General features: G+C 72.8%; 22 protein-coding genes. 17 read left to right on the top strand and 5 right to left on the bottom strand.

The features are described 5' to 3' along the window. Window positions 1-65 precede the first annotated feature (65 nt). Window positions 66-1,655 carry a M4 family metallopeptidase gene (locus F4556_RS03840; RefSeq protein WP_184911611.1) on the bottom strand — a complete coding sequence of 530 codons (1,590 nt, stop codon included), beginning with the start codon at window positions 1,653-1,655 and terminating at the stop codon, window positions 66-68. 324 nt (window positions 1,656-1,979) lie between these two features. Here F4556_RS03840 and F4556_RS03835 point away from each other — a divergent pair, with 324 nt between their 5' ends. Together F4556_RS03835 and F4556_RS03830 are read left to right on the top strand one after the other, a co-directional pair. Beyond that, window positions 1,980-2,783 (top strand): YhjD/YihY/BrkB family envelope integrity protein, encoded by an 804-nt coding sequence (locus F4556_RS03835; protein WP_313068138.1) that lies wholly within the window; start codon window positions 1,980-1,982, stop codon window positions 2,781-2,783. 86 nt (window positions 2,784-2,869) lie between these two features. Next, window positions 2,870-4,030: a PP2C family protein-serine/threonine phosphatase gene (locus F4556_RS03830; protein WP_184911610.1), complete on the top strand. Its 1,161-nt coding sequence runs from the start codon at window positions 2,870-2,872 to the stop codon at window positions 4,028-4,030. Here the strand turns inward: F4556_RS03830 and F4556_RS03825 are convergent. Beyond that, the gene (locus F4556_RS03825; protein WP_184924249.1) at window positions 4,009-5,400 is read right to left on the bottom strand and encodes an APC family permease; all 1,392 of its coding nucleotides are present in this window, start codon (window positions 5,398-5,400) and stop codon (window positions 4,009-4,011) included. The two genes, F4556_RS03830 and F4556_RS03825, sit on opposite strands and share 22 nt — an antisense overlap. Before the next feature lie 271 nt (window positions 5,401-5,671). Between F4556_RS03825 and pqqA the strand changes: the two genes are divergently transcribed. The 6 genes from pqqA to F4556_RS03795 all read left to right on the top strand — a co-directional run bounded on the left by pqqA (window position 5,672) and on the right by F4556_RS03795 (window position 9,486). After that, on the top strand, window positions 5,672-5,797 hold the full coding sequence (gene pqqA, locus F4556_RS03820) for a pyrroloquinoline quinone precursor peptide PqqA (RefSeq protein ID WP_184911608.1): 126 nt from the start codon (window positions 5,672-5,674) through the stop codon (window positions 5,795-5,797). A 10-nt stretch (window positions 5,798-5,807) separates the two neighbouring features. Next, window positions 5,808-6,707, top strand: coding sequence for a pyrroloquinoline quinone biosynthesis protein PqqB (pqqB, locus tag F4556_RS03815; RefSeq protein ID WP_184911607.1), 900 nt, complete (start codon window positions 5,808-5,810; stop codon window positions 6,705-6,707). Beyond that, window positions 6,704-7,390, top strand: a complete 687-nt coding sequence (gene pqqC / locus F4556_RS03810) for a pyrroloquinoline-quinone synthase PqqC (protein ID WP_184911605.1) — start codon at window positions 6,704-6,706, stop codon at window positions 7,388-7,390. The genes pqqB and pqqC overlap by 4 nt, the downstream gene beginning before the upstream one ends. Further along, a complete protein-coding gene (pqqD, locus tag F4556_RS37855; RefSeq protein WP_313068137.1) occupies window positions 7,387-7,641 on the top strand; it encodes a pyrroloquinoline quinone biosynthesis peptide chaperone PqqD in 255 nt (84 codons plus the stop codon). The genes pqqC and pqqD overlap by 4 nt, the downstream gene beginning before the upstream one ends. Continuing rightward, window positions 7,638-8,729 (top strand): pyrroloquinoline quinone biosynthesis protein PqqE, encoded by a 1,092-nt coding sequence (gene pqqE / locus F4556_RS03800; protein ID WP_184911602.1) that lies wholly within the window; start codon window positions 7,638-7,640, stop codon window positions 8,727-8,729. Before pqqD ends, pqqE begins: the two co-directional genes overlap by 4 nt. A gap of 124 nt (window positions 8,730-8,853) precedes the next feature. After that, on the top strand, window positions 8,854-9,486 hold the full coding sequence (locus tag F4556_RS03795; protein ID WP_184911600.1) for a dihydrofolate reductase family protein: 633 nt from the start codon (window positions 8,854-8,856) through the stop codon (window positions 9,484-9,486). Window positions 9,487-9,493: 7 nt separating this feature from the next. On the opposite strand, the gene F4556_RS03790 is transcribed toward F4556_RS03795, so the two are convergent. Continuing rightward, complete coding sequence (locus tag F4556_RS03790; protein ID WP_184924248.1) at window positions 9,494-10,474, bottom strand: tyrosinase family protein; 981 nt, start codon at window positions 10,472-10,474, stop codon at window positions 9,494-9,496. 1 nt (window position 10,475) lies between these two features. Then, the gene (locus tag F4556_RS03785; protein ID WP_184911599.1) at window positions 10,476-10,862 is read right to left on the bottom strand and encodes a hypothetical protein; all 387 of its coding nucleotides are present in this window, start codon (window positions 10,860-10,862) and stop codon (window positions 10,476-10,478) included. A 163-nt stretch (window positions 10,863-11,025) separates the two neighbouring features. Between F4556_RS03785 and F4556_RS03780 the strand changes: the two genes are divergently transcribed. The 8 genes from F4556_RS03780 to F4556_RS03745 all read left to right on the top strand — a co-directional run bounded on the left by F4556_RS03780 (window position 11,026) and on the right by F4556_RS03745 (window position 18,418). Continuing rightward, a complete protein-coding gene (locus F4556_RS03780) occupies window positions 11,026-12,000 on the top strand; it encodes an acyl-ACP desaturase (RefSeq protein WP_313068136.1) in 975 nt (324 codons plus the stop codon). Continuing rightward, entirely contained in the window at window positions 11,997-12,905 is a 909-nt protein-coding gene (locus F4556_RS03775) for a class I SAM-dependent methyltransferase (protein ID WP_184911597.1), read from the top strand. The genes F4556_RS03780 and F4556_RS03775 overlap by 4 nt, the downstream gene beginning before the upstream one ends. 28 nt (window positions 12,906-12,933) lie before the next feature. After that, a complete protein-coding gene (locus F4556_RS03770; protein WP_313068135.1) occupies window positions 12,934-14,367 on the top strand; it encodes an MFS transporter in 1,434 nt (477 codons plus the stop codon). Window positions 14,368-14,378: 11 nt separating this feature from the next. Continuing rightward, on the top strand, window positions 14,379-14,618 hold the full coding sequence (locus F4556_RS03765) for an acyl carrier protein (protein WP_184911593.1): 240 nt from the start codon (window positions 14,379-14,381) through the stop codon (window positions 14,616-14,618). Next, a complete protein-coding gene (locus F4556_RS03760) occupies window positions 14,615-15,838 on the top strand; it encodes a beta-ketoacyl-[acyl-carrier-protein] synthase family protein (RefSeq protein ID WP_184911592.1) in 1,224 nt (407 codons plus the stop codon). Before F4556_RS03765 ends, F4556_RS03760 begins: the two co-directional genes overlap by 4 nt. A 34-nt stretch (window positions 15,839-15,872) precedes the next feature. Continuing rightward, window positions 15,873-16,697, top strand: coding sequence for an SGNH/GDSL hydrolase family protein (locus tag F4556_RS03755; RefSeq protein ID WP_184911590.1), 825 nt, complete (start codon window positions 15,873-15,875; stop codon window positions 16,695-16,697). A gap of 119 nt (window positions 16,698-16,816) precedes the next feature. Then, the gene (locus F4556_RS03750) at window positions 16,817-18,106 is read left to right on the top strand and encodes a DUF3533 domain-containing protein (protein WP_184911588.1); all 1,290 of its coding nucleotides are present in this window, start codon (window positions 16,817-16,819) and stop codon (window positions 18,104-18,106) included. A gap of 60 nt (window positions 18,107-18,166) precedes the next feature. Continuing rightward, window positions 18,167-18,418, top strand: a complete 252-nt coding sequence (locus F4556_RS03745; protein ID WP_184911587.1) for a hypothetical protein — start codon at window positions 18,167-18,169, stop codon at window positions 18,416-18,418. 9 nt (window positions 18,419-18,427) lie between these two features. On the opposite strand, the gene F4556_RS03740 is transcribed toward F4556_RS03745, so the two are convergent. Next, a complete protein-coding gene (locus F4556_RS03740) occupies window positions 18,428-19,870 on the bottom strand; it encodes an NsdA family TPR-like regulatory protein (RefSeq protein WP_313068134.1) in 1,443 nt (480 codons plus the stop codon). Window positions 19,871-20,182: 312 nt separating this feature from the next. On the opposite strand from F4556_RS03740, the gene F4556_RS03735 reads away from it, so the two are divergent. Further along, window positions 20,183-23,368: a M28 family peptidase gene (locus F4556_RS03735; protein WP_184911584.1), complete on the top strand. Its 3,186-nt coding sequence runs from the start codon at window positions 20,183-20,185 to the stop codon at window positions 23,366-23,368. Window positions 23,369-23,387 lie beyond the last annotated feature (19 nt).

Here is a 23,387-nt window from a genome sequence, read left to right as displayed (position 1 = left end):
ATCGGGTGGAATGGCGAGCCCGTTGCCGTCCGGGGCTCCGGACGGCAACGAGCTCACTGTGCGAGTCAGTTGACGCTGACGGCGCTCCACGCGGCGGCGACGGCCTTGTACTCGGCGCTGGTGCTGCCGTAGAGGTCCGTGGCGGCCTTCAGGGACGCGGCGCGGGCGCCCTTGTAGTCCGTGGTGGACGTCATGTAGACGGTCAGCGCGCGGTACCAGATCTTGGCGGCCTTCTGGTTGCCGATGCCGGTCACGGTCGAGCTGTTGCAGGTGGGGCTGTTGTAGGTGACACCGTTGATGGTCTTGGTGCCGCTGCCCTCGCTGGCGAGGTAGAACCAGTGGTTGCCCACGCCCGAGGAGTTGTGGACGTCGAGCTGGCCGACCTTGCGGGTCCAGCAGTCGGCGGACCGGCCGTCCAGCGACGGCTTGTCCATCCGGCGCAGCCACGGCGGGGTGGACTGGTCGCTGAACAGGTAGTCGGGGGTGTCGACGCCGTTGTTGGCGTACCACTCGACCATGGTCCCGAAGATGTCGCTGGTGGCCTCGTTGAGACCGCCCGACTCGCCGCTGTAGCGCAGGTTGGCGGTGGCGCTGGTGACGCCGTGGGTCATCTCGTGGCCCATGGTGTCGAGGTCGACCTGCTCGGGGTCGGTCACGCCGTCGCCGTCACCGGTCATCATGCAGAAGCAGGTGTCGGACCACTGGGCGTTGTCCCACTTGGTGCCGACGTGCACGAAGACGGTGGCGCCCTTGCCGTCGTTCTTGATGCCGCTGCGGCCGAAGGTGTTCTTGTAGTAGTCGTACGTCCAGGCCGTGTTGGCGTGGGCGTCGACGGCGGCGGTGGCGCGGACGCCGGTGAACTTCTTGCCGTCGCCCCAGACGTTGTCCGCGTCGGTGAACAGGGTGCCGGAGCTCGCGTTGAGAGAGCTGGACGAGACGTTGTTCGCGTCCTTGGTGATGTGGCCCCGGGTGGGGTCGATCAGGGCATAACCACCGTTCTGCGGGGTGGTGTCGATGGCGACGTCGCCGGTGTACTCCGAGTGGCCGGTGCCGACGGCCTGGTGCTCGGCGTCGTACGCCTCGATCTGCTCGCCGGTGGAGGCGTCGGTGACGACGACCTTGCCGGCCGGCTGGCCGTGGTCACCGAGCCCGGCGACGGTGGTCCGCCAGGCGAGGCGGGGGGTGCCGTCGGCGGCCCAGACGATCAGCTCGGGGGTGCTGGTCGCGGAGCTGATGCCCTCGGCGTCGCGCAGGGCGCTGCTCGCGCTGGCCTGGGCGGGGACGGCCGGGACGGTGGACTTCACCTTGGGGTCGTGGGCCTTGCCGTGGGACGAGTCCTTGAGCCGGCCGTGGGCGTCCTGATGCACCACCAGGTCGCCACCGACGACCGGCAGGCCCTGGTAGGTGCGGTCGAAGCGGACGTGCTGGGTGCCGTCGGCGTCGAGGATGACGTCCTTGACCTGCAGGTCCTGGCCCGCGCCGAAGCCGAAGGTCCCGGCGTAGCGGGCGACGTTGGCCTTGGCCTGGGCGATCGCCGCGTCGCGGCCGGGGACGGCGGTGGCCGAGCCGGTCTGGACAGTGACGGCAACGAGGGCGGCGGTGACCGCTATTGCTCCGGCCGCGAGGTGACGGCGGGGAGAGGAGATGGGGCTCACTCTGACTCCAGTTCGAGGGGTAACTGCAGCTGAATTGCTCCGGCAGAGCTTGATGGTGAGCCGTCAAGAAAGCCATACATCGGGTCGGATCTTGATGAATCTGTGTCCAAAGGTGATCAAAAGTGGCCAAGTCACCGACCTGGCAGGGGTCTTGGCAGTCACCGACCGTGCGGGTACCACCTTGTGCGCGGGCTGAGGGGCTTTCAGAAAGCGGCGCTCGGCGCCGGTCCGGACACGCGCGGCCGGGCCGCGTCCCAGGCCGCGCGGGCGGCCGCGCTGACCTGCGATCATTCAGTCAGGAACGTGGGCAGGAGGTCGGAGGTCGTGACGCTGACATCGGTCCGGCAGCGCGTCGAGCACGTCGCCAAGGCGGTGTGGCACCGCGGCCGGGAGATCGAGCTGCTGCACCGCTCGATGGCCTTCGCCGCGCTGTGCTTCGTCACCCTGGTCCCGCTGCTGATCGTGATCGCGGCGGCCTCGCCGACCCGGGGCATCGGCATCGCCGACTGGATCATCGACGGCCTGGGCCTGTCCGGCCGCTCGGCGCAGGCCGTGGACGAGCTGTTCTCCTCTCGGCGGGACGTCCTGAGCACCACCACCGCCTTCGGCCTCGCCTCGCTCTCGGTCTTCGGGATCTCGCTGATGACCGCCGTCCAGAACGCGTACGAGCGGATCTGGCGGGTGGAGTCGGCCGCCTGGCACGCGGTGTGGCGGCAGGTGCTCGCGCTGGCGGGCCTGATCGGCTACGTGCTCGTCGCCGCCTGGAGCGGAGTGCCCTGGGACGGCACCGCCGCCCAGCCCGCGCTGCGGGCCACGGCCACCCTGATCGGCGGTGTGCTGTTCTTCTGGTGGCTGCAGTGGCTGCTGCTCGGGTCCCGGGTCGGGTGGCGCACGCTGCTGCCCGGTGCGGTCGCCACGGTCGCCGCGCTGGGCGGCCTGCGGGTCTTCTCCCGGCTGGTCTTCGCGCCGCTGATCGCCTCCAACGCCATCACCTACGGCGTGATCGGCACCGTCTTCGTGGTGCAGTCCTGGCTGATCGGCGTCGGGTACTGCGTCTACGCGGGCGCACTCACCGGTGAGGCACTGCAGCACGCGCACCCACTGCGGCACCGGAACGGGCCGCACTGATCCGTACCGGGCTGATCCGGGCCGGGTGACCGCGATGACGGCGTGGCCCGGGGGCGCCCGGGTCCGGCTGGGAGTATGCAGGAGTCATGGACGTTCGGCGACGCCTCGCGGAGCTCCGGTGGCCTCGGCAGCAGAGCCGCGCGCTGGTGGTCATCCCGCTCGCGCTGATCGTCGTGATCTCCGTCGTGGACGTGCTGGCGCCGTCCGAGGTCCACCTCGGGCCGCTGCTGGTCGCCGCCCCCGCGATCACGGCCTCGTTCGCAGGACCGAGGACGACCGCCGCCGTCGGAGCGCTCGCCGTCCTGGCCCAGAGCATCGTCGCGGCCACCCGGACCACCCTGCTGGACCTCAACCACTCGGTCCAGATCGCCTCGCTGGCGGTGATCTCCGCGCTGGTGACCCTGGGCGCCCACCTCAGGGAGCAGCACGAGAAGAAGATGACCCAGCTGCGCTCGGTGGCCGAGGCCGCGCAGACGGTGGTTCTGCGCCCGCTGCCGCACCGGATGGGCCCGCTGCGGATCGCCTCCGTCTACCTCGCGGCGGAGGCCGAGGCGCAGATCGGCGGCGACCTGTACGCGGCCGTGCGCACCGCCAAGGGCACCCGTTTCCTGGTCGGTGACGTACGGGGCAAGGGACTTGCCGCGATCAGTGACGCCTCCCTGCTGCTCGGAGCCTTCCGGGCGGCGGCCTACCGGCAGCCCGACCTGCCCGCGTTGGTCACCCACCTGGAGGAGGCGGTGTTCCGGGACGGCCAGGATCCCGGCGCCCCGTCGGCGGAGGACGACCCGTCGGAGGAGGAGACGCGGGAGTCGTTCATCACGGCGGTCCTGCTCGACATCCCCGACCGCGAGCCGACGATCCAGCTGGTCGACTGCGGGCATCCGCCGCCGCTGGTGCTGCGGGCCGGCCGCGTCCTCTCCCTCGACGTCGGCCAGCCCGCCCCGCCGCTCGGGCTCAGCGGACTGCTCGGCGCCGATCCCGTGGTCGAGACCTTCGCCTTCGAGCCGGGCGACATCGCACTGCTCTACACGGACGGGGTGATCGAGGCCCGGGACCGGTCGGGGGCGTTCTATCCGCTGGCGGAGCGGATCGCCTCCTGGCCGCCCTCCGACCCGCAGACCCTGCTGCGGCGCCTGTGCGGCGACCTCGTCGCCCACGCCGGCGGGCGGCTGGGCGACGACGCGGCGATGGTGGCCGTCGAGCGTCTTCCGGCGGAGCCGGAGCGTCAGGCCGCGACCCGCTCCTGATCGGTCAGGAACTCCTCGCGGATCTCGCGCGGCCCGAAGGGCCAGGTGCCTTCCTTCCGGGCCCAGAGCACGAACGCGGCGCAGCCTGCCGCGACCCAGGCCAGCGACCACTCGATGGGGTGGAAGCCGGGAGCGTTGCGGTCGGCGTACCCGTAGATGACGAGCCACCCGACGGCGGCGACGACGCTGGGCGCGGGGTAGAGCCACATCCGGTACGGCCGCGCGAGGTTCGGCTGACGGCGGCGCAGCACCGAGACCGCGACGATCTGGGCGAGCGCCTGGACGATGACCATCACGGTGGTGAGCAGGTTGATCAGGATGCTCAGCGGCGGGTGCGCCGCGGTGGTGCCGATGTGCCGGCTGAGCAGGAAGCCGGCCGCGGTGACGATGCCCATGCTGACGAGTCCGAGGACCGGGAACCGGTGCTTGGGGTGCAGCTTGCCGAAGGACCGGAAGAACACGCCGTCGCGGGCGGCGTCGTACGGCACCCGGGAGCCGCCGAGCAGTCCGGCGAGGACCGAGGCGAAGGCGGTGATCAGGATCAGCACGGTGACCACGTCGGCCGCACCCTCGCCCCAGGTCCGTTCCAGCACGGCGGAGGCGACCGACTTGGAGGCGATCGAGTCGGGGTCGAGCATCTCGCGCCAGTCCATCGCGCCCAGCACGCCGATCTGGAGCAGCAGGTAGATGCCCATGATGCCGACGATCGAGAGGACGATGGCGCGCGGCAGCACCCGCCCGGGCTGCTTGATCTCGCCGCCGAGATAGGCGGCGGTGTTGTAGCCGAGGTAGTCGTAGATGCCGATGGTGAGTCCGGCGGCGAAGCCGATCCAGAACTGACCGTGCGTCAACTCGACGGCGTGGGCGGGCCAGCTGAAGGCGCGGGCAGGGCTGAAGTGGGTGAAGCAGGCGAGGATCACCACGACCACCGAGGTGATCATGACGCCCCACATCACGGTGGTGAGCTTGGCGATGTTCTCCACCCTGCGCCACAGCAGCAGGACGACCAGGGCGCAGAACGCGACGCCCACCAGATCGCCCTGACCCTTGGTCATGTCGGGCCAGAGGTAGCCGAGGTACTGGACGAAGCCGACCACGCCGGTGGACATGATCAGCGGGATGAACAGCATCGCCGTCCAGACGAAGAGGAACGGCATCAACTTGCCGGTGCGGTACTGGAACGACTCCCGCAGGTACACGTAGCTGCCGCCCGCGCCGGGCAGTGCGGCGCCGAGCTCGGCCCAGACCAGGCCGTCGGCCAGGGCGAGGACGGCTCCGCCGATGAAGCCGATGATGGCCTGCGGCCCGCCGAAGGCGGCGACCATCAGCGGGATGGTGACGAACGGGCCGATGCCGCACATCTGACTCATGTTGATGGCGGTGGCCTGGAACAGGCCGATTCTGCGGGTGAGACCTGGGGACACCGGGAGCCTCCGAGCGCGGCGTGGGGGATGCGGGGGTTCAAGTTAGGGAGTTTTACTATCTTCGTCAAGACCCATGGTTCGTGCGGCGGAGCAGTGCGGGTCGAGATGAGAGCAATCATTCGGAAACTTTCCTAACGTATGTATTGACCGTGCGTCCCCGGGGCCTCGATCCTTCTCGTTACCTGAACTCCCCCCGCAGGAAGGCAAGATAGCGCCCATGAACGAGACGGCCGAACGCCAGGAGTCCACCCTCGACACCGAGGAGACGGTCTGGCGGACCCCCGAGTTCAGCGTCGTCGAGACGGCCCTCGAGGTCACCGCGTACGCGCTGAGCACCCGCTAGCCCCGCCGCGATGCTGCTGCACGTGCTGGGCACGGCGGCGGGCGGCGGGACTCCCCAGTGGAACTGCGCGTGCCCTGGCTGCGCCGGGGCCCGCGCCCACCCGGAGCGCCGCCGTCGGCACGCCGCACTCGCCGTCCGGGCGGCGGAGGGCCGCTGGTACCTGGTCAACGCCACGCCCGACCTCGGTGAGCAGATCGAAGCCGTCCCCCAGCTGCACCCCGGCCCCGCCGTCCGGCGGACGCCGATCGCCGGAGTCGTCCTCACCGACGCCGAACTCGACCACACCCTGGGACTCGCCCGGCTCCGCGAAGCCCGCTCCCTGCGGGTGCTCGCCACCGCCCCGGTGCGCGGGGCGCTGCTCGACGGGCTGCGCCTCGGCGCCGTACTGGAGCCGTACACCTCGGTGGAGTGGCGGGAGTTGGGGCCGGACCCGGCGCCGCTCGACCCCGGCTCCGAGGACCTGTGGATCACCGCCCTCCCGGTGTCCGCCAAACGCCCGCGCTACGCCGCGGGCACCGGCCCGGACACCGACGGCTGGGTCACCGCCCTGCTGATCGAGGACCGCTCGAACGGCACCCGCGCCGTCTACGCACCGGCGCTCGCGGCCTGGCCCGACGCCCTGCAGCGGGCCGTCGAACAGGCCGACCTGGTCATCGTCGACGGCACCTTCTGGGACGACCGGGAACCGATCCGGGCTGGCATCTCCGCGCGCGGCTCGACCGGCATGGGCCACCTGCCGATCGCCGGGCCCGGCGGGACGGCCGAGCGGCTGGCCCCGCTGACGGCCCGTCGGCTCTACACCCACCTCAACAACACCAACCCCCTCGTCGACCCGGCGGCACCGCAGCACCGACTGCTCGCCGACCAGGGCATCGAGGTGGCCACCGACGGGATGGTGATCGAACTGTGACGGGCACACTCGAAGACCGGCTGCGGGCCGTGTCGCGCGACCGCTACCACGACCGCCACCCCTTCAACCGGCGGATGCACGAGGGCACGCTGACCCCGGACGAGCTGCGCCGCTGGATCGCCAACCGCTTCCACTACCAGCGGAACATCCCCGTCAAGGACGCCCTGATCACCGCCAAGTTCGACCACCCGGCGCTGCGCAGGTCGTGGCTGCGCCGGATCCAGGACCACGACGGCGTCCGGGAGGGCGAGGGCGGCCTGGAGAAGTGGCTCCGCCTCGGCGAGGCCGCCGGTCTCGACCGGGCCACCCTGACCTCCGGCCGCGAGGTGCTGCCCGGCGTCCGGCTGGCCGTCGACGGCTACGTCAACTTCTGCCGCCTGGGCTCCCCGCTGGAGGCCGTCGCCGCCTCGCTCACCGAACTGTCCGCCCCCGACCTCATGCTCACCAGGATCGACGCCTTCGAGCGCCACTACCCGTGGATCGAGGCCGACGGGCTCGACTACTTCCGCACCCGGGTCACCCAGGGTGCCGACGACGGGCAGGAGGCCCTCGGGCTGGTCCTGGCTTGGGCGCGCTCCGAGGAGGACCAGGACCGGGCAGTCGCCGCGCTCGCCTTCAAGTGCGACGTCCTGTGGGCGCTGCTCGACGCCGTGCAGCACGCCGGCCCGGGTGGCACCCGGTGACCTGGCGCCCCGCGCTCCCCGGCTCCGCCGTGCTGCGCCACGACCGGGTGCGCGGGACCGACCTGCTGCTGTTGCCGGAGCGGGTGGTCGTGCTGCGCGGGTCCGCCGGGCGCGTGCTGCGTCTGTGCGACGGCAGCCGGGCGGTGCCGGAGATCGTCGACGCGCTGGCGAACGCCTTCCCGGGCGCGCCGGTCGCTGCCGAAGTGCCCGCGTTTCTGGAGGAGTTGAGAGAGCGTGGGTGGTTACGGTGACCTTCGCCGAACCCCCGTGGGCGATGCTCGCCGAGCTGACCCACGCCTGTCCGCTGCACTGCCCCTACTGTTCCAATCCGATCGAACTGGCAAGTAGATCGAGGGAGTTGACGACCGGTCAATGGTGCGAGGTGATGGCGCAAGCCGCCGACCTCGGCGTGGTGCAGACCCACCTCTCCGGCGGTGAACCGCTGCTCCGGCCGGATCTGGCCGAGATCACCGCCGCCGCCACGGCCGCCGGGATCTACACCCAGCTGGTCACCAGCGGCAGCGGCCTCGACCGGGCCAGGCTGGCCGAGCTGGCCGACGCCGGGCTGCGCAGCGTCCAACTCTCCGTGCAGCACGCCGAGCCGGCCGCCTCGGACCGGATCGCGGGCCGGCGCTCCTTCGCCGACAAGGAACGGGCCGCCGCACTCGTCCGTGACGCCGGCCTGCCGCTCGGGCTCAACGTCGTGCTCCACCGCGCCAACCTGGACTCGGTCGACGCCCTGATCGACCTCGGGACCGCCTGGGGAGCCGAACGGATCGAACTCGCCAACACCCAGTACTACGGCTGGGCGCTGCGCAACCGCGAGGCCCTGTTGCCCACACCGGGCCAGCTGGCCCGGGCCGCCGAGACGGTGCAGCGCCGACGGTCGGGACCGGCCGGCGGTCCCGAGCTGGTGTGGGTGGTGCCCGACCACTTCGACGGCAACGCCAAGCCCTGCATGGGCGGTTGGGGAGCGGTCTCGCTCACCGTGACGCCGGACGGGACGGTCCTGCCCTGCCCGGCTGCCGCCACGCTTCCGGACCTCGATCCGCCCAGCATCCGCGACCACCCGCTGCGCTGGATCTGGGAGCAGTCCAAGGCGTTCAACCGCTACCGGGGCACCGACTGGATGGGCGAGCCCTGCCGCAGCTGCGTACGCCGGGACGAGGACTTCGGCGGCTGCCGCTGTCAGGCGTACGCCCTCACGGGTGACGCGGCCAGGACCGACCCGGCCTGCGGGCTCTCGCCCGACCACGGCCTGGTGCGCGAACTCACCGCGCGGGGCCGGACGGTGGATCCGGTCCCGTTCGTCCCCCGCAGACCGGGCGGAGACGGGTAGGCGGGCTCTCACGTCGGGCCGGTTGGGCCGAACCGGTCGGCCTTCGTCCGGACACGTTTGAAGGCGGCGGGCAGCGGGAGATGGGTCACCGACCACGCAGTCCGCACCGGAGAGGCAGCCCATCATGGCCAGACTGATCGTCACCGTGTTCGTCACCATGGACGGGGTCATCCAGGCCCCCGGCGGCCCGGGCGAGGACGACGACCATGGCTTCGAGCACGGCGGCTGGCAAGTCCCGTACGTCGACGAGGAGTTCATGACCCTCATGACGGACATCTTCGAGCGGACCGCCGACCACCTGCTGCTCGGCCGGAAGACCTACGACATCTTCGCCGGCTACTGGCCCCGCGTGACCGACCCGGACAACCCGATCGGCGTGAAGCTCAACACGATGCCGAAGTACGTCGCCTCGCGCACCCTGCGCAGCCCCCTGGAGTGGCAGAACTCCCACCTGCTGGAGGGCGAGGCCGCCGAGGCCGTCGCCCGGCTGAAGGAGCGACTGGACGGCGTGATCATGACGCAGGGCAGCAGTGACCTCATCCACACCCTGCAACGGCACGACCTGGTCGACGAGTACCGGCTGCTCGTCAACCCCGTGATCCTCGGCACCGGAAAGCGGCTCTTCGCCGAGGGCGCCGCCCCCACCGCCTGGACGCTCACGGAATCCCGCAGCACCGGCGTGGGCGTGCAGTACGGCGTCTACCAGCGGGCCGGCAAGCCCGAGTACGGCACCTTCCTGCTGGACGACGAGGAGTGACGACCGGTCAGGGGAGGACGTCGTAGCTGTAGACGGCGGTCGGGTCCAGCGTGCTGCGGGGGGTGGCGGCCGGGCCGAGCGGGGAGACGATCGGATCGTCGATCCGGTGGCCCCTGAGGGTGGGGGAGGCGTTCATGCCGGGGAGGTAGCTGCGGCCGTGGCGGTGCATCCAGCCCTCCCAGATCCGGTCCACGTTGCAGTGGTGCAGGAAGAACACCGGGTCGTTGGGGGAGGAGGCCGGGCCCATGTCGCCGCCCACCCAGCGGTGCACCTGGTTGTGCAGGCCCGGTCCCCGGAAGCCTTCGAGCTGGTTGCGGAAGCCGCGTGAACCGGCGTTCCAGGGCGTGAAGTCATAGGTCGCGAGATCCGGGTCGCCGGCCGGGGGCTGCCTGGTGTCGAAGGCGCGGCCCAGGTCGGCGGCGGTGGGCAGGGTGGGCGAGCCGGTGGGCCGTCCGAACGCCCGGCGCAGGCCCCGTTCGACCTGCCGCAGCGTGACGTTCGGGGTGGTCTCGATTCGGACCCGGAAGCTGTCCGGATCGGCGGCGTCGAAGACGAACGGACCGGTGGTGACCGGCTGCCCCTGGCCGCCCATCCAGGCCGGCTTCCAGATCGGCGCGGACTGCGGGGCCGCGAGCGAGCCGTCGGCCGACCAGTCCCAGTACGGGAGTCCGAAGTCGGGCTCCGCCAGCACGCGTTGGAGGTTGGCCTCGAGGAGCCCGAGCATGACGCGGTGCCACGGCAGGAACACCGGGCCCCGGTGGGCGCCGTTGCGCACCATCCAGTCGCCGCCGGGCGGGACCGGCGAGGTCATCGCCAGGTGGTGCCAGATGACGAACAGGTCGTAGGTGCGGACCGGCGCGGGCCCGCCCGGGATGCCGAACGCGGTGGTGCTCAGCGTGGTCCGTTCCCGTTTGAGGAGGTTCACGCCGTGGACGTAGGCGTCGCGGGCGGCGGTGTCGGTGACGATGTTGGTGCGGACGACGGCCATCTCAGCCACCCCCGTGCTCTCCGTGACCGGGATGGCCGCCGTGGCTCCCGTGGTCGTCCCCGCCCCCGCCGCCGGCCGCGGGGAAGTCGTCGGGGAAGTTGTCGATCAGGGCCCGGACGATGTCGACGGCCGACAGCACCTGGTACGCGGGGAGCGCGTGGCAGTGCACCTCGCCGTCGTTCGACACACCGATGTGCGCGGTCAGCGGCCGGCCGTCCACGGTGATCTCGTAGCTGGTCGTGATGACGATCCGGTGCCCCTGGTACTCGTCCTCCCGGACGCTCCGGGCGGGCCCGTGCTCGTGGGCCGATGCCGGCTGCGGCAGCCCGGCGAGGTAGCCGGCGAGGGCGGCCGGTTCGGCGGCCGTGGTCAGCGCTTGCGGGTCCATGGGACCTCCAGGGCGACGGTGTCGAGCGAGGTGGGACGGGAATTCCAGTGTCCCGCCGCCCCTCCGGCTCGCGCGCGCGGAGCGGATTCGGTACCGGCGGCCGACCCCGAACGGGTGACGTCGGTTTGCGTGATCGCGGTGAGTTCGGAGACGATCACTGCCCGTGAAGATCACTGCGGAGCCGGAGGTCCCCTGGCTCGTCGAACTGGAGACCGTCGCCGAAGAGTTGATGAATCGTCACCTCGGTTCGGCCCGGGAGTGGTTTCCGCATCAGTACATCCCGTGGGGGCAGGGGCGCGACTTCGACGGCCCGCTCGGCGGTGAACCGTGGCGGCCGGAGCAGTCGGCGCTGGCTCCGGCCGTCCGCTCCGCGCTGGTGGTCAACCTGCTGACCGAGGACAACCTGCCCGGCTACCACTGGATCATCGGGGCGCAGACCGGCCGGGACGGTGTCTGGGGCGCCTGGCTGCATCAGTGGACCGCCGAGGAGGACCGGCACGCCGCCGCCATCCGGGCTTATCTGCACGCCGCCCGCGCCGTCGACCCGATCGCCCTGGAGCGGGCCCGGATGGCCCAGGTCGGCGCCGGGAGCCTGCCGGAGCCGGCCGGTGTGCTGGGGGTGGTCGCCTACGCGGCCGTCCAGGAGCTGGCCACCCGGGTCAGCCACCGCAACACCGGGCGGCTAAGCGGTGATCCGGTCTGCGAGCGGCTGCTCGCCCGGATCGCCCAGGACGAGAACCTGCACATGGTCTTCTACCGCGAACTGCTGCGGGCCGCACTGGAGATCGACCCCGACCCGGTGCTGGCGGTCCTGGACCGCACCGTGCACGAGTTCGCCATGCCCGGCCAGGGCATGCCGGGCTTCGACCGGATGGCCGCCGAGGTCGCCGTCGCGGGCGTCTACGACCTGAGGGTGCATCACGACGAGGTGCTGGTACCGCTGCTCCGCTCGCTGCGGATCTTCGACCTGACCGGTCTCGGACCGGCCGGCGAGCAGGCCCGCGACCGGCTCGCCGAACACCTCGGACGGACCGACACCCGTGCCGCCCGCTTCGTCGAACGGCGCGCCCAGGCGCTCGCCGTCCGGGCCCGGCGCACTCCGACCGCAACCCCCACCTGTCGAACGGGAGAGGCATGACCACCGTCGCCACCGTCGGTACCAGCGCCACCGACATCGAGTTCCACTACGACCTCGGCAACGACTTCTACGCGCTCTGGCTCGACCAGACGCTCGCCTACACGGCGGCGCGCTGGGACGGCATCGCCCCCGGCGAGCCCGACGCCACCGCCCTGCACCGGGCCCAACTGGCCAAACTGGACCACCACTTGGACCTGGTCGGAGCCGAGCCGGGCGGCGGCGCGCGGCTGCTCGACGTCGGCTGCGGCTGGGGGTCCCTGCTGGTCCGCGCCGTCGCCACCGGCCGGGCGGCCGAGGCCGTCGGCCTGACCATCTCGCGCGCCCAGCACGACTACCTCGGGCGGCTCGGCCTGCCCGGCGTCGAGGGCCGGCTGGAGAGCTGGGAGGAGTACCGCACCGAGCGGCCGTACGACGCGATCGTCAGCGTGGGCGCTTTCGAGCACTTCGCCACCGCCGGGATGAGCCGGGCCGAGCGGCTCGCCGTCTACGCCCACTACTTCGAGCGCTGCCACGGCTGGCTGCGCCCCGGCGGGCGGATGTCGTTGCAGACCATCGCGTACGACGGGGTCGCCGACGGCAGCGGTCCGGTGGGCGAGTTCGTCGGCACGGACATCTTCCCGGGGGCTCAGCTGCCCCGGCTCGCCGAGATCGCCGCCGCCTGTGACCCGTACTTCTCGCTCACCGTGCTCAGCGCCTCGGCCGAGGACTACGCCCGTACGCTCGCCTCCTGGTCCGGTCGGCTGCTGCGGGCCCGCGAGGAGGCGGTCCGGCTGATCGGTGAGGACGGCTACCGGCGCTACCGGCGTTATCTGCGCGCCTCAGAGGTGACGTTCCTGCGCGGCGCCACGACGCTCTACCGGATCGGCTTCGAGCGGCGCGACCAGCCGCTGAAGCTGTCGGTCTGAGGCCCGCGTGCCCTACGGAGACGCGCCGGTGACCCGGCGTCGGGCCTGGGCGGCGGTCGCCGTCGTCTGCGCCGCCCTGTTCCTGATCGGCCTGGACTTCACCGTCCTCAACGTGGCGATCCCCGACCTGCGGGCCGATCTCGGGCCGACCCTGGCCGAGACCCAGTGGATCGTGGACGGCTACGCGCTGGCGCTCGGCGGCTGCGTGCTGGCCGCCGGTGCGCTCGGCGACCGCTACGGCAGACGGCGGGCGTTCGTCACCGGGCTGGCCGTCTGCGCGCTCGCCTCGGTGCTGGGCTGCACCGGCGACAGCCCGGCCCAACTGGTCGCCGCCCGTTGCGGGATGGGCGTGGGCGCGGCGCTATTCATGCCCGCCACGCTCTCCACCATCGTGTACGTGCTGCCCGACCCGGTGGACCGCCGCCGGGCGATCGGGATCTGGGCCGCGGTGGCGGGCGTCGGCGCGCTGTTCGGCCCGGTGGTCGGCGGCTGGCTGGTGCACCACTACGACTGGCGGGCCGCGTTCTGGATGAACGTTCCGGTGGCCGCGGTCGTGCTGCTGGCCGCCCTGCCGGCCGTACCGGAGTCGCGGGCACCGCACCGGGAACCGCTGGACTGGCCGGGTGCGCTGCTCTCCAGCACCGGGCTGCTGGCGCTGGTCTGGGCCGTGATCGAGGCGCCCGGCCGGGGCTGGACGAGCGCTCAGGTGCTCGGCGCGTTCGGCGCGGCGGCGCTGCTGATCACCGGCTTCGCCGTCCGGCAGATCCGCTGCGCGGCGCCGATGCTGCCGGTGGGCCTGCTGCGCCGGGACCCGGTCTGGCCGGCCACGCTGGTGCTCGCGCTGATGTCCTTCGCGATGTTCGGTGCGATGTTCCTGCTGACGCTGTATCTCCAGCAGGTGCGCGGGCTGTCGGCGTGGTCGGCCGGACTGCGGATGGTCCCGCTGTCGCTCGGGCTGGCGATCGGCGCGGTGCTCGGGCCGGTGCTGGCCCGTCGGCTGGGCGCCCGGGTGCCGGTGGCCGACGGCCTGCTGCTGATCACCGCCGGATTCGTCCAACTGGCCGGTCTCGGCGCCGATTCGGGGGACCCGCCGGTGCTGCTCTTCGAGGCCGTCTCCGGGCTCGGCGCGGGCCTGCTGGCGCCGGTGGCCACCGAACTGGTGATGAGTGCGGTCCCGGCCGGCTCGGCGGGCGTCGGCTCGGCGCTCAACGACGCGACGCGGCAGGTGGGTTCGACGCTGGGGGTGGCGGTGCTCGGTTCGGTGCTGGCCACCGCCGTGGCCGAAGGGCCCGACCCGCGCACCGCGTTCGTGGCCGGGCTCGCCGACGCCGCCGTGGTGGGCGGCACGGTCGCCCTGCTCGCCGCCGCACTCGCCTGGTACCGGCTGCCCGGACGGGGTCCGGCCGATGCCCGCTCCCCGGCCGACCGTCCCTCGCTCGCTGTTCGACCCTCCGTCAAGTGAAAGGCCCCCGCATGTCCGAGTCCTACGGCATCATCCGCGACTGCCTGGTCAGCGAGTTCGAGGTTTCGCCCGAACTCGTCCGCCCCGACGCCGCGTTGGCTTCCCTCGCGCTCGACAGCCTGGCGCTGGTCGAGCTCTCCCTGATGGTGGAGGAGCGGCTCGGCGTCACCGTCACCGACATCAGGCCCGAGTGCACCCTCGGCGAGCTGGCCGCGTTCGCCGACGCCGCCGTCGTCGGCGCCGCCAGGTGAACACCCGCGCGGTGGCCGTGACCGGGCTCGGGATGATCACCCCGGCCGGGTTCGGCGCGGCGGCGAGCTGGGAGCGGTTCTGCCACGGCACGCCGACCGCCAGGACCGACCCCGGGCTGGCGGGCCTGCCGGTGGACTTCTCCTGCCGGGTCGAGGAGTTCGACGCCGTCGGCCTGCTCGGCGGACGGCTCAGCCGCCGGCTCGACCGGTTCTCCCAACTGGCCGTCCTGGCGGCCCGCGAGGCGGTCGCGGACGCCCGGCTCGATCCGGCGCGCTGGGACGGCACCCGGGTCGGCGTGGTGCTCGGTGTCAGCGCCACCAGTGCGGCCACCCACCCGGTGGAGTACGCCCGGCTGAACGAGGGCCGCCCCGACCGGGTCTCGCCGATGATGCTCCCGCGCAGCATCCCCAACATGGCGGCCGGCGAGGTGAGTCTGGACCTCGGCGCCCGGGGGCCGAGCCTGGTCACCAGCACCGCCTGCGCCTCCGGCACGACCGCGCTCGGCCTCGCCTGCGACCTGCTCCGGGCCGACGCCTGCGACCTGGTGCTGGCCGGAGGCACGGACAGTGCCAGGGCCACCATGGTGGCCACCGCCTTCGACCAGCTGCGCGCGCTCTCCCGGCGCCGCCACGACCCGGCCGGCGCCTCCCGGCCGTTCGACGCCGACCGGGACGGCTTCGTGCTCGGCGAGGGCGCGGGCGTGCTGGTGCTGGAACGCGTCGAACACGCCCGGGCGCGCGGCGTCCGCCCACGCGCCTACCTGGCCGGGCGCGGCTCCTCCTGCGACGCGTACCACTTCACCAAGCCCTGCCCGGACGGCGAGGGCCTGGCCCGGGCCGTCCTGGCGGCCCTGGACGACGCGGGGCTGGCGCCGCACGAGATCGGGCACGTCAACGCGCACGGCACCGGCACCGTGCTGAACGACTCGGCGGAGGCGGCGGCCTTGCACCGGGTCTTCCACCGCCCGCCGCCGGTGACCGCCAACAAGAGCATCATCGGCCACAGCATGGGCGCGGCCGGGGCGATCGAGGCGGCGCTCACCGTCCTGACGCTCCAACACCAGCTGATCCCGCCCACCGCCAACCTGGACCGGCCGGACGAGGCGATCGACCTGGACGTGGTCACCAAGGTGCCGCGCCGGGTGGCCGTCACCGCCGCCGTCTCGGTGTCGAGCGGCTTCGGCGGCCAGAACGCGGCCGTGGTCCTCACCGCCGCCTGACCCCCATCCCGTACGCGCGAATCGGAGCCCCGCCATGCCCGCCACCCCTGTCCCGGCCGCGCCTGCCTCGTCGCTCGGGCCCCGGCCCGCGCGGACCGGCCGGCGGAGCGCCGGCCCGTTCGGGCGGGCCAGGCTCGCCGTCGCCCGGTGCTACAGCCACCTGCTGATGCACCGTCCGCCCACCGACTGGTCCGTCCCGCCGGCTGACGGCCGGTACGGACCCGAGCTCGCAGGCCCGGCGCAGCCGGTCAGCCTGCTGATGCTCGGTGACTCGCTCGCGCAGAGCCTCGGGGCCGGCCGTCGGGAGGAGACCCTGGGCGCCAGGCTGTCCCAGGCGCTGGCCGACACCCTCGAACTGCCGGTGGACCTCCGGGTGTTCGCCCGGGTCGGTGCCACCACCCGGGGCGTCCAGCTCCAGGCGCTGCGGGCCGGGAAGCTGCGTCCCGGCGTCGCGGTGCTGATCGTCGGCGGCAACGACGCGCTGCTCCCGGTGCCGCTCGGCCGTTCGGCCCGTTGCTTCGCCCAACTGGTGCGGGGCCTGCACGAGGCCGGCTGGCAGACGGTCGTCGTGCCGTGCCCCAACCCCGGGTACGCCCCCGGCATGCGGGCGCCGGTGCGGTGGGTGGCGGGTCGGCGCTCGCAGCGGCTGGCCCGGCTGCAGATCCGTACCGCCGAACGGGTGGGGGCCGTGCTCGCGCCGTCCTCGGGCGTCGAGTTCCGGGACCGGGCCGCCGAGCTGCTCGGCCCCGACGGCGTCCACCCCTCGCCGCGCGGCTACGCGGAGCACGCCGAGCGGATGCTGCCGAGCCTGCTGACCGTGGCCGGGCGGCTCACCCCCGCGTACGTCCCCGCCGGGTGACCCTCGCCGCACCGCCGGACGGGTCAGGGCGCGGCCCGGCCGGGCGGGGCTCCGCCGCGTTCGGGCCGCTCGCGGTTAGCGTGCAGTGGGGGCCGACCGACCGACGTTGACGGAGTGTCATGACCACGGACCAGCCCCCGCCACAGGTGACCGCCCGTCAGGTGCTGCGCAACCCGAAGGTCTGGGCCTTCCCGACGGTGATCGTCGGATCGGTGGCGCTGCTGCTGTCGCTGCTCTACCTGGGCGGCATCATCAACCCGCGGGGCGACCTGCACCGCCTGCCGATCGGCCTGGTCAACTCCGACACGGGCGCCGAGCTCGGCGGTAAGCCGGAGAACCTCGGCCAGCGGATCACCGCCGGGATCGCCGCCGCGCCCGACCCGGCCGAGGAGGTCTCCTGGCGGGTGCTGAGCCGGGCCGACGCGATGAAGGAGCTGTCCTCCGGCAAGCTGTACGGGGTGCTGGAGGCACCCGCCGGTCTGACCTCGGCCGTCGCCGCGCTCGGCGCGAGCGCCCAGGCGGACCCGGCGCGGCCGACCATGCTGGTGCTCACCAACCCCGGGGTGGGCAGTCTGGCCTCCTCGCTCGCCTCCTCCATCTCCCAGGCGGCCGCCCACCAGGCCTCCCGCCAGCTCGGCGGCACGCTCACCGCGCTCCCGGCGGCCCAGGGCGGGGCGGCGAGCAACGCGGCCCGCCTGCTGCTGGCCGACCCGCTGGCGGTGGCGGTCGAGGTCGGCCACCCGATCGGCACGCACAGCGGGCTGGGGCTGACGGCCTTCTACTACTCGCTACTGCTGGTGCTCTGCGGCTTCCTGGGCGCCAACATCATCAGCAACGGGGTCGACGTCTCGCTCGGCTACGCGGCCAGCGAGCTGGGGCCGCTGCGGACCCAGCTGCCGCTGGTGCAGATCAGCCGTACCCGGACGCTGGCCGTCACCAGCGTGATGTCGGTGGTGCTGGCGGTGCTGACGTCCAGTCTGGTGATGCTGGCCACGGTGGTGATCCTGGACATGGACGCCTCGCACCTCCCGCTGCTCTGGGTGTTCTCGGTCTGCGCCAGCGCGGCGGTCGGGCTCGGGGTGCAGGCGCTGGTCGCGGCGTTCGGCGGGATCGGCCAGCTGATCAGCATGTTCATCTTCATCGCGCTCTCGCTGCCGTCCTCGGGGGCGACCGTCCCGCTGCAGGCGCTGCCCGACTTCTACCGGGCGCTGGCGGTGTTCGAGCCGATGCGCCAGCTCGGCGACGGGGTCAGGTCGATCCTGTACTTCGACGCGCAGGCCGGCGCCGGGCTGACCCGGGCCTGGGTGATGATCGCGATCGCCACGGTCGCCGCGCTGCTGTTCGGCTTCGGGATGACGACCTACTACGACCGGCGGGGGCTGCACCGGGTGCACCCGGAGGTGAGCTGAGCGGCCGGGGCCACCCGGTCGGCCCTGGCGTGGTGGCCCCGGCGCGGTATCGGCAGTTGCATGGAGAGTGACCGAGTCCCCGACGATCCGGGAGCCACCATGTACCAGATGTGGGCCGAACACGACCCGGCTGTCGAGCAGCCCTCGCTGCTGTGGCACGTCATCACCAAGGACGACAACGCGAAGTCCCTGTGCGGCCGGCTGCTGGGGGCACCGTCGGTGTCCGGCAGCGACCTGGTGCAGGCGGAGAGCTTCTGCGGGCCCTGCATGACCTCCGTCCGGCAGGCGATGGCCCAGCCCGCGGCCGGCTGACGGCGAGTGTCAGGGCGCCAGTTCGGTCAACCGCCGGGCGGTGTCCGTGAGTTCGGGGCGTCGCCCGGGGTGTGCGGCCAACCGGTCGCGCAGGCCGCGCAGTTCGTGGCCGACCAGCGCGGGCAGCCCGGGGGCGGTGTGCTCCAGGGCGGGGCCGAGCAGCGAGAGTGCGGTGCCCGGGTCGTGCGCGCAGACGTGGCAGTCGGCGATCCGGACGGTGAACAGCAGCCGGGCGGACGGAAGTTGGTGTGGCCCGAGCAGGTGCAGCGCGGTCCGGGCGGCGCTCACCGCGCGCAGCGCGAGCCGGGGGTTGTCCACGGCGGCCGCGGCGTCGCGCAGTGCGGCGGCGGCGCCGGACTCGACCCGTAGCTGCATCGAGGCGATCGAGAGCCACGGCGCGTCGGACTCGTCCCGGGCGCCGATGTGGTCCAGGTGCAGCCGGGCCCGGCCGATGTGCCGGAGGGTCTGCCGGACGTCGCCCGCCAGCGCGTGCGCCCGCGCCTGGCCGACCTGGGACATCGCGGCGGCCCAGTGCCGCCCCGGGGCGGCCCGGCCGATCTCGCGGGCGTAGCCGAGCGCGGAGGCCGGGTCGCCGTCCAGCCGGGCCAGCGTGCTCATGTCGCTGAGCGCGGCCACCTGGGTGGCGGGGTCGTCGGCCAGTTCGGACCAGCTGAGGGCGCGGTCGAAGCAGGCCATCGCGGTCGCGTTGCGGCCCTGCTGCATCCGCAGCACGCCCGCCGCGTGGGCGTACTCGGCGGCCAGCCGGACCAGCGGGCGCCGCCGCCCGGCGGGGGTGCCGGGCAGCCGGGCCAGGACGGCCCGCAGGGTGCGTTCGACGGCGACGGCGGTGTCCGGGTGGGAGCGCGCCTCGCCGGCCCGCAGGTGGGCGGCGAGCAGCCCGGCCAGCGCGTGCGCGGTGTCGGTGTCCAGCGGCGGTGCGGTCAGCGGGTCGGCGGCGCAGAACGCCAGGTGCAGCGCGGCCAGGTCGGCGGGCGCGGGCACCTCGCAGCCGACCGCGCCGTGCAGTGGGCAGAGCATCCCGTAGTCGGGCAGCCGGGTCGGTGGCCGGCCGACCAACAGCGGTAGCGGGAGCGGGGGTTGGTCGGCGGCGGCGCCGGGCAGCGGCGGGCGGGTGAGCTCGGCCGGGACGGGCGGTCCGCTCCGTTCCCCCTGCTCCGCCCGGCGGCAGGCGGCGCTCAGATCGCCGCCGGCGGCCAGCAGCCGGTCGAGGTGGTCGGCGACCCGGGAGGTGGCCCGGCGGGTGCCGTGTTCGAGCCGGCTGACCGCGGTGTGGTCGTAGCCGATCTCGGTGGCGAGCTGCGCCTGGGTGAACCCCGCCCGCCGCCGCCAGTGCCGCAGGCGCTCGCCGAACGCCCGCCAGGAGTCGGCGGCCGGCGTACCCGCGGCGGGGGCGTCCTCGACCAGGGTGGCGCCGGTGTCGGTCCGGTGCACGGTCAGCCTCCCCGGGTCCTTCGCGCGCTCTCCGTGATCTCTCCGCGATCCCTCCGCGTATCTGGACGGTACTCGACGAGGGCCCCGTCCGTACATGACGTGGTCTCAACCTCTTTGCGAAAACCGCAGCTTGACAGAACTTGCCAACTGCACGGACGGCCGACGGGACCCGTTGACCGTGGCATGACGGCGTGTGAGGGTTCCGGCACCCGAACGCTGACAACCGCTCAGCCGCCCCCCGCTGCGGCCCGTGGAGCGTGCCGTCGGCATGCCGTCCGCGTTCGAGGACCCCCACGTCCGAGGAGCCTCGCAATGAGACGAAAAATCCTGACGGCAGGAACCACCCTGACCGTCCTGGCCGGCCTGCTCGCCGCCACCACGGCCGCGCGGGCCGCGCCCAACCCGGCCCCGACCACCGTCGCTCCGCCGAGCGCGCTGGCCGCCGCCGTCTCCGCCGCCGACCAGGCGGCCGCGGCGGGCCTGGACGCCCTGGCCAAGGGCCCGGGCGAGAGCTACGAGCGGCACGCGGTGACCCCGTGGCTGGGCGGGCTCTACTCCGTCGCGTACGAGCGGACCTACCGGGGGCTCCCGGTGGTCGGTGGTGACGCCGTGGTGCTCGCCGACGGGCAGGGCCGGATCCGCAGCGTGCAGTCGGCGTCCACCGGGGCGGTCGGCGTGCCGACCACGCCGAAGGTGACCGCTGCCGCCGCCGAGCAGACCGCCCGGGCCCAACTCCCCACCGTGGACGGGGTGCAGGCCGCCCGCCTGGTGGTCCGGGTGAAGGGCGGCCGCTCCAAGCTGGCCTGGGAGACCGTGCTGACCGGCCGGACCGCCAGCGCGCCCAGCACCCTGCACGTCTTCGTGGACGCCCGCTCGGGCGAGGTGCTGGACAGCTACGACGACGTCCATGCCGGCACCATCAACAGCAAGTGGAACGGCACGCAGACCATCAACACCACTGCGTCCGGCAGCACTTACTCGCTGCGCGACCCCGGCCGTCCCGGGCTGAGCTGTGCCGACTACTCCAGCGGCTCGGTGTTCTCCAAGTCCAGCGACAGCTGGGGCAACGGGAGCGCGACCAGCAAGGAGACCGGCTGCGCCGACGTGATGTTCGCGGCGCAGAAGGAGTGGGACATGCTCCGCGACTGGCTGGGCCGCAACGGCCACAACGGCAACGGCGGCAGCTGGCCGGTCAAGGTCGGTCTGAACGACGTGAACGCGTACTGGGACGGCTCCTCGATATCCATCGGCCACAACAACGCCAACGAGTGGATCGCCGCGATCGACGTGGTGGGCCACGAGTTCGGCCACGGTATCGACCAGTACACCCCGGGCGGGGCGGCCAGCAACGAGGCCGGGCTGGGCGAGGCGACCGGTGACATCATGGGCGCGCTGACCGAGGCGTACGCCAACGAGAGCGCCCCGTACGACGCGCCGGACTACACCGTCGGCGAGATGATCAACCTGGTGGGCAACGGCCCGATCCGGGTGATGTACAACCCCTCGCAGGTCGGCGGGAACCCGAACTGCTACTCCTCCTCGATCCCGAACACCGAGGAGCACGCCGCGGCGGGCCCGCTGAACCACTGGTTCTACCTGCTCGCCGAGGGCTCCAACCCGGGTGGCGGCAAGCCCACCAGCCCGACCTGCAACAGCAGTTCGGTGACCGGTCTGGGCATCCAGAACGCCGGGAAGATCTTCTACGGCGGCATGCTGCTGAAGACCAGCGGGATGACCTACAAGAAGTACCGGACCGCGACCCTGACCGCGGCCAAGAACCTCGACCCCAGCTGCGGCTACTTCACCCGGGCCAAGGCGGCCTGGGACGCGGTCAGCGTGCCGGCCCAGGCCGGTGACCCGACCTGCACGCCCACCGGCAACAACGACTTCGGGCTGACGCTCAATCAGACCGCGGGTTCGGTCCAGCCCGGCGCCTCCACCACCGCGACGGTCAACACCTCGGTCACCTCGGGCAGCGCGCAGACGGTCAACCTGACCGCCTCCGGTGCGCCGGCCGGTGTCACGGTGTCCTTCAACCCCTCGTCGGTGCAGGCCGGTTCGGCCTCGACGGTGACCTTCGCGGCCGCCGCCACGGCGGTGGCGGGCAGCTACACCATCACGGTGACCGGCACCGGTACGGTCACCCACACCGCGCAGTACACCCTGACGGTGGGCGGTGGCGGCAACCCCGGCGGCAACGCGCCGGACATCGACGTGGCCCAGGTGCAGGCGCATCTGACCCAGCTGAACACCATCGCCTCGCAGAACGGCGGCAACCGGCGGGCCGGCTCGGCCGGGCACTCGCAGTCCGTCGCGTACGTCAAGGCCAAGCTGCAGGCGGCCGGTTACACCGTCTCCGAGCAGAGCTGCACCTCCTGCAGCTACGTCTCCAACAACCTGATCGCCGACTGGCCGGGCGGCCCGACCGACCAGGTGACCATGTTCGGCGCCCACCTGGACAGCGTGGCGGCCGGGCCCGGCATCAACGACAACGGCTCCGGCTCGGCGGTGCTGCTGGAGAACGCGCTGGCGCTCGCCCAGGCCAACCCGACCCTGACCCGGCACGTCCGGTTCGCCTGGTGGACCGGCGAGGAGCAGGGCCTGCAGGGCTCCGCCCACTACGTCGGCCAGCTGAGCTCCGCCCAGCGCAGCGCGATCAAGGGCTACTACAACTTCGACATGGTCGGCTCGCCCAACGCCGGCTACTTCATCAACAACCTCAACTCCACGACCTCGGCGCCGATGAAGGCGTACTGGGACTCGCTGAGCCTCCAGCCCGAGGAGAACGTCGAGGGCCAGGGCCGGTCGGACGACTACTCCTTCCAGCAGGCCGGCATCCCGACCTCCGGCTACGCAGCCGGCGCCAGCGCCACCAAGACCGCGAACCAGGCCGCCAAGTGGGGCGGTACCTCCGGCCGGGCGTACGACTCCTGCTACCACCAGTCCTGCGACACCACCTCCAACGTCAGTGCCACCGTGCTGAACCGCAGTGCGGACGGCGTCGCGTACACCCTGTGGAAGACCTCGGTCGGCGGCACCGTCCCGACCAACGACTTCTCCATCGCGGTCAACCCGGCCACCGGCAACGCGACTCCGGGCAACTCGGTCAGCGCGACCGTGTCCACCGGCGTCACCTCGGGCAGCGCGCAGACGGTCGGCCTGACCGCCTCCGGTGTGCCCGCCGGGGTCACCGTCACCTTCAACCCGTCCTCGGTGCAGGCAGGTTCGTCCTCGACGGCGACCTTCCAGGTGGGCGCCTCCACGGCCGCCGGTACCTACAGCATCACGCTGACCGGCACCGGCTCGGCCACCCACAGCACCACCTACTCGCTGGTGGTCGGCAGCGGTCCCGGCACCGGGACCTGGGCGGCCGGCACCACCTACCAGGCGGGTGACGTCGTGACCTACAACGGCGTCAGCTACCGCTGCATCCAGGGTCACACGGCCCAGACCGGCTGGGAGCCGCCCATCGTGCCGGCCCTCTGGCAGCGCCTGTGACGGCCCCTTAGAACGTGCC

Source organism: Kitasatospora gansuensis, from assembly GCF_014203705.1.
Lineage (GTDB): Bacteria > Actinomycetota > Actinomycetes > Streptomycetales > Streptomycetaceae > Kitasatospora > Kitasatospora gansuensis.
Note: the sequence above shows the minus strand (reverse complement) of the source record. Positions and strands in the feature narration are given on the sequence as shown.